Origin of the sequence: Pedobacter westerhofensis, assembly GCF_900182595.1 — a bacterium.
GTDB classification, from domain to species: domain Bacteria; phylum Bacteroidota; class Bacteroidia; order Sphingobacteriales; family Sphingobacteriaceae; genus Pedobacter; species Pedobacter westerhofensis.
In genome coordinates this window covers 41588-56117 of the sequence record NZ_FXTN01000008.1, presented here as the reverse complement: position 1 = coordinate 56117, position 14530 = coordinate 41588, and the positions used below count along the sequence as shown (strand labels likewise).

Here is a 14530-nt window from a genome sequence, read left to right as displayed (position 1 = left end):
TATTAAAGAAAATACATTATGTCAGGACATAACGAATCAATATTAAGAGAACCACTGATCACCGGAAGGGATATCACGTATGCTAAAATTACGAGCGATATTCTTGAGCCGGTTGAGAACAAGCCTAACAGGGCCTGGTGGATTGGATTTATCGCGGCTCTTTGCGGAGCCACCTTATGGCTGGTAGCTGTAAGTTATACCTTCTGGAACGGTATCGGTTCATGGGGCTTAAACAAAACTGTAGGATGGGCATGGGATATCACCGGCTTCGTATGGTGGGTAGGTATCGGTCACGCCGGAACACTGATTTCAGCGGTACTTTTGCTCTTCCGTCAGAACTGGAGGAACTCCATTAACAGGTCTGCAGAGGCGATGACAATTTTTGCGGTTATCTGTGCTGCAACATATGTTGTATCCCACATGGGCAGGCCATGGTTAGCTTACTGGGTATTACCTTTGCCAAACCAGTTTGGGTCACTATGGGTTAACTTTAACTCACCGCTGGTTTGGGATATGTTTGCGATCTCTACGTACTTCTCTGTATCCTTATTATTCTGGTACACAGGTTTACTTCCGGATATCGCTACCATCCGCGACCGTGCTGTTGGATTACGCCGCAAGATCTACACCATCTTCTCTTTCGGATGGAACGGTAATGTGAAAACATGGCAGCGTTTTGAGACAGTGTCCCTGATCCTTGCAGGTATATCTACTCCACTGGTACTTTCTGTACACACGATTGTATCCATGGACTTTGCAACATCTGTAATTCCGGGATGGCATACAACGATCTTCCCTCCATACTTTGTGGCGGGTGCGATCTTCTCCGGATTTGCGATGGTATTAACACTGTTACTTGTTGCCCGTAAAGTACTGGGCCTTGAAAACTACATCACCATGTTCCATATCGAATCGATGAATAAGATCATCATTCTTACAGGATCGATTGTGGGTGTGGCATATATCACTGAGTTCTTTATTGCCTGGTATTCAGGATCTGAATATGAAGCATATGCATTCGTCAACCGTTCTACCGGTCCTTACTGGTGGGCATACTGGATGATGATGACCTGTAACGTAATCTCTCCGCAGTTACTCTGGTTCAAAAAGATCCGTCTGAGCATTCCTGCTACCTGGATCCTTTCGATTGTAGTAAACATCGGGATGTGGTTTGAGCGTTTTGTAATTATCGTGACTTCACTTCACCGTGATTACCTTCCGTCAAGCTGGGCGATGTTCTATCCTACATGGGTAGATGTGAGCGTGTTCGTAGGTTCAATCGGTGTATTCTTTACCTTATTCCTGCTGTTCCTGAGGGTTCTTCCTTCAATCGCGATAGCTGAGGTGAAAATCATCTTGAAATCATCAAGTGAGCAGGCTAAACTGAAACAGATCAAAGAAGGCCACCTTGATAAAACTTACGTAAAGGAATACGTAGAGTCGTTAGAGAAATTTGATAGTGTTAAACAAGAAGATTACGCAAAAATATAACAATGAGTAATATCAAATATATTTTAGGCAGTTTTGGCGATCCGGACGAAATGCTGCATGGCATTGAAAAGTTGCAGGAGAACAACATTAAGATACATGATGTGTATACGCCTATGCCAATCCACGGCATCGAAGCCAAACTAGGAATTAAAAGATCCAGACTGGACATGCTCGCTTTTTTCTGCGGGATTACAGGTACAGTATCAGCATTTGCACTGATCTATCTTACCTCGGTAGTAGACTGGAGAAATAACATCGGTGGTAAGCCTGCCTTTGCATTGCCGGATTTTATTCCGATTATGTTTGAGCTGACCATTTTGTTTACTGCATTTGGTTTGGTATTATCTTACTATGCCTCTACCCACCTCTTCCCTGGAAGAGCGCCAAGGGTGATGGATCTAAGAGCTACTGATGATAGATTTATTATCGCTGTTGATGCGCAACTCAATGCCGAACACAGTAAAATTGATGGATTATTAAAAGACGCTGGTGCTATAGAAGTTAAGCACAATGAAAGGAAGTATATTAGCTATGAATAAGAATAAAATAGTTCTGGCCTCATGTGTGGTTCTTAGTGTTATTGCATCGCTTTCGGCATGCAGGGACAAAGAGAGCAGAGGTTTAGAGTATGCAAGGAATATGTATGACAATGTTGCTTACAAGCCTAACAGGGCCAACAAGAACTTTGCAGACGGATTAACCAACCAGACTCCTCCTCCAAATACAGATCCTATCGGCTTTGTAAAATATGAGTATGCAAATACCAAAGAAGGATACGAAGCTGCCGGTTTAAACCTTAAAAACCCATTAGCTAAATCTCCGCAGAATCTTTTGTCCGGTAAACATTACTTCACTGTATTTTGCAGCCCTTGTCATGGTGACCAGGGAGATGGTAAAGGCCACCTGGTTCAGATTGAAAAATTCACTGGTGTTCCTGCTTATCATGGTGATGCAGCATCGTCACGTGGTGGTTTAATGAAAGATCTGTCCGAAGGAAAGATCTACCATACGATCATGTACGGTTTAAATAACATGGGTTCGCATGCTTCACAACTTACACCTGACCAAAGATGGAAAGTGGTGATGTATGTTCAACAATTACAAAAAATACAATAGAAAACAGATATAGATGGGAACTCACAATTATAATTTAACTGAACAGTTTGAGTTTACTGGGAAGGCTAAAACTTTAAGTATAGTCGGTATCGTAATCGGTATTGCTTGTATCGCTTATGGTTTTTCTGATCATGAACTTCATGAGCGGACCTTTGGCAACCTGTTACTAATGGCATATTACTTTGCCTGTGTATGTATGTCGGGAACATTCTTTCTGGCTGTTCAGTTTGTCGCACAAGCCGGTTGGTCGGCCTCTATCCTGCGTGTACCACAAGCAATGGCAAAAACACTGCCTATCGCAGTTGTGGTACTGATTGCCGTAATTGGTGCAGGTTTGTACTCACATAACCTTTACCACCACTGGCATGCAGATGGATTAACTGATCCTAACAGCCCTAACTACGATAAACTGATCGACGGCAAGTCTGCTTTCCTTAACGTTCCGTTTTTCATGGGCCGCCAGGTAATATTCCTGGGAATCTACAGCATGTTCTCCATGCTGCTGACCAAACTGTCCAACAACGAAGATCTTGAAGGTGGTTTAAACTCTTACACTAAAAGTTTTAAATACTCTTGTATATTTTTAGTGATCTACGGATTTACTACACCAATCTTTGCTTTTGATACAGTGATGTCATTAGAAGCACACTGGTTCTCAACAATGTTTGGATGGTATAACTTCGCAGCAATGTGGGTGAGCAGTCTGGCAACAATGGCAGTGATTATCATCCTGCTCAGAAAAGCTGGTTACATGCAATGGGTTAATAACAGTCACCTTCATAACCTTGGACAGTTTATCTTCGGATTCTCTATCTTCTGGACTTATGTATGGTTTGCTCAATTTATGTTGATCTATTATGCCAACATGCCGGAAGAAACTGTGTATTTTTACAAACGTTTTGAATTTTACAAGTTCTGGTTCTTCCTTAACCTGGTAATGAACTTCCTGTCACCGGTACTGTTATTAATGGACCGTGACAACAAAAGGAAAGAAAATATCCTGTTAACAGTATCTATAATTGTACTTTGTGGTCACTGGGTAGATTATTACCAGATGATTATGCCTGGTACAGTTGAAGACGGAACAAACGGATTTGGAATAATTGAAATAGGAACAGCTATTGGTTTTATAGGCTTGTTTACCTTTACAGTACTGACTGCATTAAGCAAGAAACCTCTGATTGCAAAGAATCACCCTCTTCTTTCGGAGAGTCTGAATCACCATTTGTAATTGGTTGGATTAGAGAGTATATAAATTAATAGTATAGTAGAAGTACATCGTACTACTTTTAAGAAAATGAGTTTAAGAAAATTTATAAGCAATAAGACAATGGCGGCCCTGGCAGTACTCGTTACTGTGTTTGCAAATACCAGCGCATTTGCACAAGAAGCAGCCGCCGGCGCCGCTGCAGCCGCCCCGAAACAAATCGATATGGTTCCGATCTATAAATCGGTTGCATTCTACACGATGCTATTTTTACTGCTTTGCTTATTTATAGCAATTGTAGGAAAAGCGATCAGGGTATATGAATTGACACGCGAAGCGCAGGATAAACCAGATAGCATCAACTGGAATACTGTCAATGGTGTGATATTCGTCCTTTTCTTAATTGCTGGTTTGTTCGGTGTATATTTTGAATATACTGTTCACGGGCATATGCTTCTTCCGGATGCAGCATCTGAGCATGGTAAGAAGATCGATTCGATGTTTAACATCACTTTGATCCTTACTACTATCGTTTTCATCGGAACACACATTGCATTATTCCTGTTCTCGTTCTTCTACAGAAATACAGGAAAAAGAAAAGCATACTACTATCCGCATAACAATGCTTTAGAGCGTATCTGGACGATTGTTCCTGCATTGGTACTTACAGTATTGGTTCTGATGGGTTTCCTAACCTGGAGATCAATCTTCTATAAAATCGAAGATCCAAACAACAAGCCATTAAGCATTGAGATTACTTCTCAGCAGTTCCAGTGGACTTTACGTTACCCGGGTGCTGACGGTATTGTTGGATTAAAAAACTATAAACTGATTACCGGTACCAACGGACTGGGAATGGATTTCAAGGATAAAAACAACCTTGATGACCAGAATGCAGACGAAATGGTTATTCCAGTAAACAAACCGGTAAGGTTAATCATTACCAGTAAAGATGTTGTACATAGTGTGTACATGCCGCATTTCAGGGTTCAGCTCAACAGTGTACCGGGTATGACTTCTTATTTCGAATTCACGCCAACGATCACTTCAGAAGAGATGAAGACAAAAGTAAACGATCCTGCATTTCAGTATCTGCTTTACTGCTCTAAAATCTGCGGATCAGGTCACTATAACATGAAAAAGGTAATTAGAGTTGTTTCTCAGGCAGAATATGAGGCTTGGGTACTTAAACAACCTAAATTCATCAATAACGATTTGAGAAAAGAATTCAATTTGCCTTTAGTACCTGACGCAGCAGCACCAGCAGCAGCTCCTGCTGACAGTACAGCTACGCCTGCAAAGGATTCGTCTGCTGTAGCAATGAATAAACCGGCTTTAAAAAAATAATTATACTGGAATAGCGCATTATGTCAACTATAACATTACACGATACACATAACAACGGTCACCATGACGATCACGATCATGGGCACCACGAACAATCTTTTATAACGAAGTACGTATTTAGCCAGGATCACAAGATGATCGCTAAACAGTTTTTGATAACTGGTATCGTTATGGCTGTTATTGCAATGGGATTGTCTATCTTATTCCGTATTCAGCTGGCCTGGCCGGATAAAAGTTTCCCTATCCTCGAAACATTTTTAGGAAAATGGGCTGAAGGAGGAAGGATCAAACCTGATTTCTATCTTGCCCTGGTAACGATACATGGTACCATCATGGTATTCTTTGTACTGACTGCAGGACTAAGCGGTACCTTCAGTAACTTGCTGATCCCGCTTCAGCTCGGGGTACGGGATATGGCATCGCCATTTATGAACATGCTTTCTTACTGGTTCTTCTTTACTGCCTGTATCATCATGATGAGTTCATTCTTCATCCAGACTGGTCCCGCAAGTGCAGGATGGACAATCTACCCTCCGCTGTCGGCATTGCCAAAAGCAATTCCGGGTTCAGGTTTAGGTATGACTTTGTGGTTGGCAAGTATGGTGCTTTTCGTGGTTTCCCAGTTGATGGGTGGTATCAACTACGTAAGTACAGTATTAAATATGCGTACAAAAGGTATGGACCTTTGGAAAATGCCTTTAACAATCTGGGCTTTCTTCCTTACTGCTATCTTAGGTGTACTTTCATTCCCGGTTCTTGTAGCTGGTGTGGTATTGTTAATCTTCGACCGTAGTTTTGGTACAAGTTTCTACTTATCTGATATCGTTATGGGCAGCCAGGTATTGCCAAATGAAGGTGGTTCACCTATCCTTTGGGAACACTTATTCTGGTTCCTTGGTCACCCTGAGGTGTACATCGTAATTATGCCTGCATTGGGTATATCATCAGAAGTAATCTCTGTAAACTCAAGAAAACCAATCTTCGGTTACCATGCCATGGTTTATTCACTGATTGGTATTACGGTACTTTCATTCATCGTATGGGGTCACCATATGTTTGTGACGGGTATGAATCCATTGTTGGGTGGGGTCTTCATGATCACCACGCTGATTATTGCGGTTCCTTCTGCCGTTAAAACTTTCAACTATTTAGCTACACTGTGGCGCGGTAACATCAGGTTCACACCTGCAATGTTGTGTGCTATCGGTATGGTTTCATTCTTTATCTCTGGTGGTTTAACAGGTATCTTCCTGGGTAACGCTTCACTGGATATCAACTTACACGATACTTACTTTGTTGTTGCCCACTTCCACCTTGTAATGGGATCAGCAGCAATCTTTGGTATGCTTGCCGGTGTTTATCACTGGTATCCAAAAATGTTTGGTACAATGATGAATGCCAAGTTAGGTTACCTGCACTTCTGGGTTACTTTCATCTGTGCTTACCTGGTATTCTTCCCGCTTCACTTCTTAGGACTTGATGGTGTGCCAAGACGTTACTATGCCTTTACTGAATTTGAATTCATGCAGAAATGGGTAACGGTAAATATCTTTGTAACCTGGTCTGCAATCGTTGCAGCCCTGGCTCAGGTGGCCTTCCTGTTTAACTTCTTCTACTCGATCTTCTTCGGTAAAAAAGCAACGCAGAATCCTTGGGAATCCAATACACTGGAATGGACTACACCGGTTGAACATATCCACGGTAACTGGCCGGGAGAAATTCCTACAGTACACCGCTGGCCATATGACTACAGTAAGCCAGGTGCTGAGCAGGATTTTATCCCTCAGACTGTTCCTTACTCTGAAACAATGTTGTCTAACATGCCGCACGACTTTGAAGGTAACGCTGAATCTGAGCGTATCCAGAGAGAGTGGGATGCAAAAAATGCTCCTGAAAAAGCTGATGTGCATTTCCATTAATCCCGTGCTTTAAAATATACAATGAGGTTACCTGCCCTGAGTATTGACTTAGATCAGTAACCTCATTTTTTTTAACATAAATATACCAATGGTTCCTAAATCTGAGCATAGATTTATCCGGCTAAACCTGATTACAATCATCGTCACGTTAGTGCTTATCCTTGCAGGTGGCATTGTACGCAGCACTGGTTCAGGTATGGGTTGCCCGGATTGGCCTAAGTGTTTCGATCAGTATATCCCCCCGACATCTGTAGACCAGCTGCCAAAGGATTACAAAGAGAAATATGTGGCCGGGAGGATGAAGAAGAATGAACGTTTTGCCAAACTGCTGGATAAAATGGGACGCAGTGATGTGGCCGACAGTATCCGCCACGATCAGACCATCACAGTTCCTGAGACATTCAATGTAGCTAAAACCTATACAGAATATATCAACAGGCTCACCGGTGCGGCAACAGGATTTTTACTGATTGCATTGGTTGTGCTCTCTTTTACTTACCGGAAGAAAGCCAAAAGGATCGTTATTTTAAGTGTTGTAAACCTGATAGTAGTTGGCTTCCAGGGATGGTTGGGTTCTATTGTGGTCTCCACAAATTTACTGGCCTGGATCGTTACGCTGCACATGCTGCTGGCATTGGTCATTCTGGCCATACTGGTGTATACCTATTATTATACGCAGACGCTCTATAAGCAGGAAACGGTGATCATGTCTAAAGTAATCTGGCTAAAGGTACTGATACTGGCAGCCATTGCACTCAGCGTGATACAGATTACTTTAGGTACAGAAGTAAGAGAAGCTATTGATGCCACGGCAAAACAACTGTTGTATGCCCAGCGTGAAACCTGGGTAAGCAAGGCAGGGCAGGTGTTCTCTTATCACAGGGACCTGGCGATCTTTGTAGCCGTCGTAAATGTGTTTGTTTACCAGATTGTAATGAACAGGTTTGGAGGTAAGGCAACTGAACTGAGACTGGGCAATTCAATCCTGATAGTTTTATTAATTCAGATTGCAAGTGGCCTATTATTGTCTAACTTTGCGCTGCCTCCCGTCACCCAGGTGATACATTTAGTGTTCTCAACCGTATTGTTTACCCTGCAGTTTTATCTTTATCTGCTGGTATACAGAACAAACACTTATAATCAGTAATATTAAATAAATAAGAATTGAAGTTATTTTTCGCAGATTTATCCAAACTTATCAAATTCAGGCTCACGTTCCTGGTTGTATTTTCGGCATCAATCACTTTTCTGATTGGTTCAAGAATGCAGGTAGCGCGCGGAGAAGTTCCCGGTATCGACTGGGGGAACTGGCTCATCCTGGTAGCTGGTGGCTTTCTGGTTACTGCTGCCGCCAATTGCTTTAATGAGATCATTGAGGTCGACCTGGATAAACTGATGACCCGCACAATGGACCGTCCTATGCCTGCCGGCAGGATGACAACCGGACAAGGGTTGGTGATGGGACTGATTATGGGCATGCTGGGTACCTGGTTGCTGGGTAAACTTAATCTGGAAACAGGTTTACTATCTGTCTTTTCTATTTTACTATACGCCTTTGTTTATACGCCTTTAAAAAGGAAGTCGCCCATAGCAGTGTTTGTTGGCGCTATTCCGGGTGCATTGCCACCGCTGATTGGCTACCTGGCTGCTTTAGGCCATATCCGTCATTTTTTGCCTGTGGATTACGAGATTGCCAGTATTTTATTTCTGGTGCAGTTCGTATGGCAGTTTCCTCACTTCTGGGCGATTGCATGGGTGCTGGATGATGATTACAAAAAGGCTGGCTTCAGGCTGCTGCCAACCAAAGAGAGAGATAAGATCAGTGCAGGCTTTGTGTTTGTAAGCACACTGATCCTGATCCCTGTGAGTTTGCTGCCAACCTTTTACCATTTTGGGGGTTACTACATTGCTGGATTTTCTCTGATTGCCGGAATTGTATTTGCATGGCTGGCCTTCAAACTGCTGGTAAAGCAGGATATAGCCAGTGCGCGTAAAGTGATGTTCTGTTCGTTCTTTTATATACCACTGGTGCAGTTGATTTTATTGTTTGATTTTATAGGTAAATAGAATTTTTAATATGGTACATACATTAAATCAGGGAGAGATGGAACAAGAGCTTCCACCTTCATTGAAAGCCAAAAAGTTTATCCTTTGGCTGTTTGTAGTTTCTTCAACGATCATGTTTGGAGGATTTACTAGTTTTTATATTGTGTTTGCAGCATCAAAAGGCAAGGGGCATGGTTTGGTTCTGCCTGATGTTTTTATGTACAGCACAGCTGTGCTTGTACTGAGCAGCATCTGCCTGTTTTTTGCTGCCAAGGCTGTACGTAACCAGAATGTGCAAACACAGAAGATATTTTTATCAGCTACGCTGGTGCTGGGCCTTGTATTTGCATGGCTGCAGATCGATGCCTGGTCTGCCTTATATCAGACAGGAGCTACACTGGTAAACAACAATGCGGCGATTTCCCTGATCTATATTGTCTCGGGAATGCACTTGCTGCACATTGTAGCTGGTCTTTGCTTCATCGCAATTAGTCTTTTCGGTGCATTTAGCAATGTTCCGGCACAAAAAGCGGTTTATCGTATCGAGATCGCTTCTATATTTTGGCATTTTATAGATATATTGTGGATATATCTGTATGTTTTTTTACTTTTGAACAGTTAGACTTTTTAACAAACTATTACAATTTTCAAAATGGATTCATTATCACAATTAGATCAGGTAAAGACTACTCCATGGAGTGGCGGCCGTTCACCATGGTCGATAGAATATGGAAAACTAATGATGTGGTTTTTCCTGCTATCTGATGCGTTTACCTTCTCCTCGCTATTAGTTTATTACGGAGCCCAACGATTCTCAAAAACTACCTGGCCAAACCCAGACCTGGTATTCCAGTCGATCCCCGGTGTTGTGGATTCTGGTGCGCCACTGGTATTTGTAGGTATTATGACCTTTATCCTGATCATGAGTTCAGTAACAATGGTATTAGCTGTTGAAGCTGGTCACAGACGTGCAAAAAGCCAGGTGATAGGATGGATGATCGCTACCATTATTGGTGGTTTTATGTTCCTTGGCTGCCAGGCTTTAGAGTGGACTCACCTTCACCATGAAGGTTTCTGGTGGGGATCTATTCCTGACGCAGAAAAATTACAGGAATTCTTTACAGGACCTGTATCTAACGTTGCTGCACAGCAGTTTGCTAACCTGTTCTTTACCATTACCGGATTCCACGGATTTCACGTTTTCAGTGGGGTAATCATTAATATCATCATCTTATGTATGACCATTAACGGTACCTTCGAAAAACGCGGCCATTATCTGATGGTAGAAAAAGTAGGTCTGTACTGGCACTTTGTGGATTTGGTATGGGTATTTGTATTTACCTTCTTCTATTTAGTTTAATTTCCTTATAAAATATATTATGTCTGAACAACACATACACACAACAGATGAGCATGCGCATGATGAACATGCAGGCTTGAGTAAATCTAAGATCTGGCAGGTATTCTTTATTTTACTGGGAATAACCGTAGTAGAATTTATCATTGCACTGGTAATCTTACCAAAAGGTATGATCCCCCGTACTGCCGGAAATATTGCATATATCCTGTTAACACTGCTGAAAGCTTATTATATCGTGGCTTTCTTTATGCACCTTAAATTTGAAAAGACAGGACTGAAACTGTCAATGGGACTCGCATTCATTTTTATCATCTATTTTATTACCCTGATGCTAATTGAAGGCGGTTACCTGCACGTACATCAGACCCTTCATTCATGAAGCTTGCTTCAATAAAAAAAGTATTAATCCTGGTAGCCATTTTAGCGGTACCGGGATTTTTATATTATGAGCTTGTTCACCAGGGTAAGAACAGATACAAACCACTTCCTTTTTTCGGGCCTAAAGCGGTAGCGTCAACTTTTCACACTTTTCATGGGAAAAAGATACCCGATACCATCTATCATCAGCTGCCTGATTTTAAATTTGTAAACCAGCTGGGCGATACCTTAACCTGGAGAAACTTCAGAGGCAGGATTATTGTACTGAACCTGTTTTACACCAAAGGCAATAACTATGCGGTACAGTTTGCCAACAAGGCGATGGGCGCCTTTTTGCAGAGCTATGGCACAAACAATATGATCCGTCTGGCAGGACTGAGCATAGACCCTGTTACAGACCATGCTTCGGAGTTAAAACCGTATGCTGATCAACTGGGTGCCAAAGCCGGTAAATGGGATCTGCTGACAGGCGACAGTACTGCTGTGTACAGCTGGATCAACAAGGGTTTATTTATAGATGCGCATCAGGAATCTGATCAGGGCGAACGCAAGTTCGTTTACAGCAACATGTTTGTACTCCTCGATCCCCAGCACAGGATCAGAGGATACTATGACGCCACTAACCAGGAAGCACTTTCCAAACTGAATGATGAGGTAAAGGTACTGGTAGCAGAGGAATTGCGTGCCAGAAGGGCTAAAGAAGCTGAATAAACGTTCAGGATGACATTCATCCATATAAAAGACACACATGAATTTAAATGACAAATTTTTCCTGCGACTGATCTGGATAGTAACAGCCGTAGTTCTTGTAGTAGTGGTAGTATTAAAGATCGTTCCGCCACCAACTGTGAAACCGTCCTTTATCTATCTTTTGCCACATATCATCGGTGGTATCAATGCGGTTTGCGCGGTATTGCTCATTCTTTCGCTGATCTTTATCAAGCGTAAAAATATCCAGGCACATAAGATCACGAACGTGATCACGTTTGTGCTGTCGGCTTTTTTTCTTGTTTTCTACATTCTGTTTCATTTGTATGAAAAAGACACCCGATATGGGGATATCGATCATAATGGCGTGCTTTCTGCCGCAGAGCTTGCTGCTGTTGGTGCGTCGCGCATGATTTATTTCGTGATACTGATCACGCACATTATGCTTGCGGTAGTTGTTCTTCCCTTAATCCTGATCAGCTTCCTGCGCGGCTTTAGCATGCAGATTGAGCGTCACCGCAAGATTGTAAGATGGGCCTATCCTGTATGGTTATATGTTGCGGTTACGGGCGTCATCGTATACCTGATGATCTCTCCGTATTACAATTTTTAAGGGGATAAACCTAAGGTTTTTACATTTGGCTTATGTAATTAACATTTTGGTTCTTCGTTTTATGAGTATATTTGTTGCACATGCATCTGATGTTATTACACAGTAAACATCATCATTAAATTAAAATTATGAAGAAGGCAATCCTGATATTCATTCTCTTTATCTCCGTATTCGCTGTCACAGGAACTACGACCGCATCTGCACAATGTGCAATGTGTACGATCAATGCAGAGCAGGGCGTTAAAAACGGCAATACTCAGGCCAAGGGCATTAATTCGGGGGTATTGTACCTGATGGCTATCCCATACCTGATGATCGGTGCCCTTGGTGTTTTATGGTACAAGAAATACCGCACAAACGTATCTAAAACCTCATAGCTTTCTCAGCAATGGAGAAAACTTCTAAGCTCTATGCCATAGTTCATGGGAAGTGCCCGCATTGCAGGAGAGGAGATATCTTCCGCGGTAGTTTATATGGATTTGATATCCAGCATACCAATGAAATTTGTGGCCATTGCGGGCAGCGTTTTGAAATTGAGCCGGGCTACTTTTACGCTGCAATGTATGTAAGCTATGCGATGAATGTAATCCAAATGATTACTACGGGCATTGCAACCTATATCCTTTCGGGCGGGAACCTTGATTTTGATTCTCTCTGGCTGTATGTAGGGGTCATCTTTGGGATGAGTTTTATCCTTTCCCCCTTCAATTACCGTTACTCACGTGTCATCCTGCTGCACTGGCTCTCTCCAAAAATTAGTTATAACGCCTATTACGATACACCATGATCAAACAAGAAACACTGGCATTTTTAACAGAAATCGTTGAAAATAATAACCGCGAGTGGTTTGCATTGAATAAAGACCGCTACGAAACAGCAAAGGCAGATGTGCTTGCCTTTATTGATGAGCTTATCCCTGTTTTATCGAAGATTGACCCTGAAACCCAAACCGAGGCAAAAAAATGCCTGATGAGAATTTACAGGGACATCAGGTTCAGCAAGAATAAAGCTCCTTATAAGAACAACTACGGCATTTCATTTTCCATTAAAGGCAACAAAGGCCCGGAATATTATCTGCACCTGCAACCGGGAAAATCATTTTTTGCCGGGGGGTACTGGATGCCTGAGGCCGCGGACCTGAAGAATATCAGGGAAGAGATCGATTACAATACATCCGAATTTCTGGAGATCATTCAGGCAAAGAGTTTTGCTTCGCTGTTTAAGCTCAGTACTGAAGATTCCCTGAAAAAAGCACCCAAGGGATACGATCCTGCGCACCCGCAGATTGAACTGCTGAAGCTTAAAAGCTATATCGCTACAATTCCCATTAGTGACGAAGAATTGTTCAAACCAACCATTGTTAACCATTTAAAAAAGGCTTTTGAGGGAGTTTATCCCTTTGTTCAGTTTCTGAAAAGAGCCGTAGTACAATAATCATGAATAGAATACTTTTGTTTCTGGCGATTGCTTTATTTGGCAGCGCTTTTACGTCTTGTGTGGTGTTATCTCCTAAAAAGTATAAGGCTTTACTATCGAGGCAGGACTCGCTGAACAACGGCTGGTCTGAATCACAATTATCAGGCAGCAAACTGGAAAAGGAAGCGGCACAGCTAAAACGCGATACTGCAGATTTATATGGCCGTTTAAACGAGCTTCAGGGTAAGTATGACAATACCGATGCCAACTACAAGAAACTAAAGAGCAACAGCTCTACGGCGATCAGCAAACTTTCTGATGACCTTAAAAAACGTGAGCAGCGTTTAAAAGAAGTTGAAGATGTTTTGCGTAAACGCGATGAGGCATCAAATAAGCTGAAGGAGAAATTACAGGAAGCCCTGCTTGGTTTTACCAAAAGCGGCTTAACCGTAGAGATGAAGAACGGTAAGGTTTATGTTTCCCTGACCGATAAGTTACTGTTTCCATCAGGAAGTATAGTGATCGATGATAAGGGCAAACAGGCATTATCTCAGCTGGCGAAAGTGTTAAAGGAACAGCCGGAGATTATTATCGCTGTTGAAGGACATACAGATTCTCAGAAAATCAATAACCTGGGGCAGATCAAGGATAACTGGGATTTGAGTGTACTGCGCTCAACCTCTGTGGTACGTTTCCTTACAGAGACGGAAAAGGTACCGGGTATCAGGCTTACGGCGACAGGTAAGGGAGAGTTTCAGCCATTGGAGGCGAATACTACACCTGAAGGAAGAAGCAAGAACAGAAGGATTGAAATCGTGCTCTCGCCGAAACTGGATGAGTTGTATAATCTGATTAAGCAGTAATGCTTATTTGAAGAGGCTGTATCATAAATCATGATCAGCCTCCTTTTTGTTGTTTTTACTCATACC

At 42.2% G+C, this 14530-nt stretch carries 17 protein-coding genes; all 17 read left to right on the top strand.

Annotated elements, in window-relative coordinates; all coding sequences use genetic code 11:
• Window positions 1–18 precede the first annotated feature (18 nt).
• Entirely contained in the window at window positions 19–1491 is a 1473-nt protein-coding gene (nrfD, locus tag FN831_RS16090) for an NrfD/PsrC family molybdoenzyme membrane anchor subunit (RefSeq protein ID WP_142529215.1), read from the top strand.
• Window positions 1492–1493: 2 nt separating this feature from the next.
• Window positions 1494–2030 carry a DUF3341 domain-containing protein gene (locus FN831_RS16085; protein ID WP_142529214.1) on the top strand — a complete coding sequence of 179 codons (537 nt, stop codon included), beginning with the start codon at window positions 1494–1496 and terminating at the stop codon, window positions 2028–2030.
• The gene (locus FN831_RS16080; RefSeq protein ID WP_246101573.1) at window positions 2023–2607 is read left to right on the top strand and encodes a c-type cytochrome; all 585 of its coding nucleotides are present in this window, start codon (window positions 2023–2025) and stop codon (window positions 2605–2607) included. Before FN831_RS16085 ends, FN831_RS16080 begins: the two co-directional genes overlap by 8 nt.
• Window positions 2608–2620: 13 nt before the next feature.
• Window positions 2621–3838, top strand: a complete 1218-nt coding sequence (locus FN831_RS16075; RefSeq protein WP_142529212.1) for a quinol:cytochrome C oxidoreductase — start codon at window positions 2621–2623, stop codon at window positions 3836–3838.
• A 66-nt stretch (window positions 3839–3904) separates the two neighbouring features.
• On the top strand, window positions 3905–5161 hold the full coding sequence (locus FN831_RS16070; RefSeq protein WP_142529211.1) for a cytochrome c oxidase subunit II: 1257 nt from the start codon (window positions 3905–3907) through the stop codon (window positions 5159–5161).
• A 20-nt stretch (window positions 5162–5181) separates the two neighbouring features.
• On the top strand, window positions 5182–7080 hold the full coding sequence (locus tag FN831_RS16065; RefSeq protein WP_185960507.1) for a cytochrome c oxidase subunit I: 1899 nt from the start codon (window positions 5182–5184) through the stop codon (window positions 7078–7080).
• A gap of 88 nt (window positions 7081–7168) precedes the next feature.
• A complete protein-coding gene (locus FN831_RS16060; RefSeq protein WP_142529210.1) occupies window positions 7169–8227 on the top strand; it encodes a COX15/CtaA family protein in 1059 nt (352 codons plus the stop codon).
• A gap of 17 nt (window positions 8228–8244) precedes the next feature.
• Entirely contained in the window at window positions 8245–9147 is a 903-nt protein-coding gene (cyoE, locus tag FN831_RS16055; protein WP_142529209.1) for a heme o synthase, read from the top strand.
• Window positions 9148–9184: 37 nt separating this feature from the next.
• Window positions 9185–9748, top strand: a complete 564-nt coding sequence (locus FN831_RS16050; protein WP_246101571.1) for a cytochrome c oxidase subunit 3 — start codon at window positions 9185–9187, stop codon at window positions 9746–9748.
• Between the two features lie 30 nt (window positions 9749–9778).
• Entirely contained in the window at window positions 9779–10486 is a 708-nt protein-coding gene (locus FN831_RS16045; RefSeq protein ID WP_142529207.1) for a cytochrome c oxidase subunit 3, read from the top strand.
• Between the two features lie 19 nt (window positions 10487–10505).
• Window positions 10506–10865, top strand: a complete 360-nt coding sequence (locus FN831_RS16040) for a cytochrome C oxidase subunit IV family protein (RefSeq protein WP_142529206.1) — start codon at window positions 10506–10508, stop codon at window positions 10863–10865.
• Window positions 10862–11575 (top strand): SCO family protein, encoded by a 714-nt coding sequence (locus FN831_RS16035; protein WP_142529205.1) that lies wholly within the window; start codon window positions 10862–10864, stop codon window positions 11573–11575. The genes FN831_RS16040 and FN831_RS16035 overlap by 4 nt, the downstream gene beginning before the upstream one ends.
• Before the next feature lie 37 nt (window positions 11576–11612).
• Window positions 11613–12185: a DUF420 domain-containing protein gene (locus tag FN831_RS16030; RefSeq protein ID WP_142529204.1), complete on the top strand. Its 573-nt coding sequence runs from the start codon at window positions 11613–11615 to the stop codon at window positions 12183–12185.
• 128 nt (window positions 12186–12313) lie between these two features.
• Window positions 12314–12562 carry a hypothetical protein gene (locus FN831_RS16025; RefSeq protein WP_142529203.1) on the top strand — a complete coding sequence of 83 codons (249 nt, stop codon included), beginning with the start codon at window positions 12314–12316 and terminating at the stop codon, window positions 12560–12562.
• Window positions 12563–12573: 11 nt separating this feature from the next.
• A complete protein-coding gene (locus tag FN831_RS16020; RefSeq protein ID WP_142529202.1) occupies window positions 12574–12972 on the top strand; it encodes a DUF983 domain-containing protein in 399 nt (132 codons plus the stop codon).
• A complete protein-coding gene (locus tag FN831_RS16015) occupies window positions 12969–13619 on the top strand; it encodes a DUF2461 domain-containing protein (RefSeq protein ID WP_142529201.1) in 651 nt (216 codons plus the stop codon). Before FN831_RS16020 ends, FN831_RS16015 begins: the two co-directional genes overlap by 4 nt.
• A gap of 2 nt (window positions 13620–13621) precedes the next feature.
• Window positions 13622–14464: an OmpA/MotB family protein gene (locus FN831_RS16010; RefSeq protein ID WP_142529200.1), complete on the top strand. Its 843-nt coding sequence runs from the start codon at window positions 13622–13624 to the stop codon at window positions 14462–14464.
• Window positions 14465–14530: the final 66 nt, after the last annotated feature.

Coding starts and splice junctions, on each gene's coding strand:
- nrfD (WP_142529215.1), top strand. CDS start 19: ATGTCAGGACATAACGAATCAATATTAAGAGAACCACTGATCACCGGA.
- FN831_RS16085 (WP_142529214.1), top strand. CDS start 1,494: ATGAGTAATATCAAATATATTTTAGGCAGTTTTGGCGATCCGGACGAA.
- FN831_RS16080 (WP_246101573.1), top strand. CDS start 2,023: ATGAATAAGAATAAAATAGTTCTGGCCTCATGTGTGGTTCTTAGTGTT.
- FN831_RS16075 (WP_142529212.1), top strand. CDS start 2,621: ATGGGAACTCACAATTATAATTTAACTGAACAGTTTGAGTTTACTGGG.
- FN831_RS16070 (WP_142529211.1), top strand. CDS start 3,905: ATGAGTTTAAGAAAATTTATAAGCAATAAGACAATGGCGGCCCTGGCA.
- FN831_RS16065 (WP_185960507.1), top strand. CDS start 5,182: ATGTCAACTATAACATTACACGATACACATAACAACGGTCACCATGAC.
- FN831_RS16060 (WP_142529210.1), top strand. CDS start 7,169: ATGGTTCCTAAATCTGAGCATAGATTTATCCGGCTAAACCTGATTACA.
- FN831_RS16050 (WP_246101571.1), top strand. CDS start 9,185: ATGGAACAAGAGCTTCCACCTTCATTGAAAGCCAAAAAGTTTATCCTT.
- FN831_RS16045 (WP_142529207.1), top strand. CDS start 9,779: ATGGATTCATTATCACAATTAGATCAGGTAAAGACTACTCCATGGAGT.
- FN831_RS16040 (WP_142529206.1), top strand. CDS start 10,506: ATGTCTGAACAACACATACACACAACAGATGAGCATGCGCATGATGAA.
- FN831_RS16035 (WP_142529205.1), top strand. CDS start 10,862: ATGAAGCTTGCTTCAATAAAAAAAGTATTAATCCTGGTAGCCATTTTA.
- FN831_RS16030 (WP_142529204.1), top strand. CDS start 11,613: ATGAATTTAAATGACAAATTTTTCCTGCGACTGATCTGGATAGTAACA.
- FN831_RS16025 (WP_142529203.1), top strand. CDS start 12,314: ATGAAGAAGGCAATCCTGATATTCATTCTCTTTATCTCCGTATTCGCT.
- FN831_RS16020 (WP_142529202.1), top strand. CDS start 12,574: ATGGAGAAAACTTCTAAGCTCTATGCCATAGTTCATGGGAAGTGCCCG.
- FN831_RS16015 (WP_142529201.1), top strand. CDS start 12,969: ATGATCAAACAAGAAACACTGGCATTTTTAACAGAAATCGTTGAAAAT.
- FN831_RS16010 (WP_142529200.1), top strand. CDS start 13,622: ATGAATAGAATACTTTTGTTTCTGGCGATTGCTTTATTTGGCAGCGCT.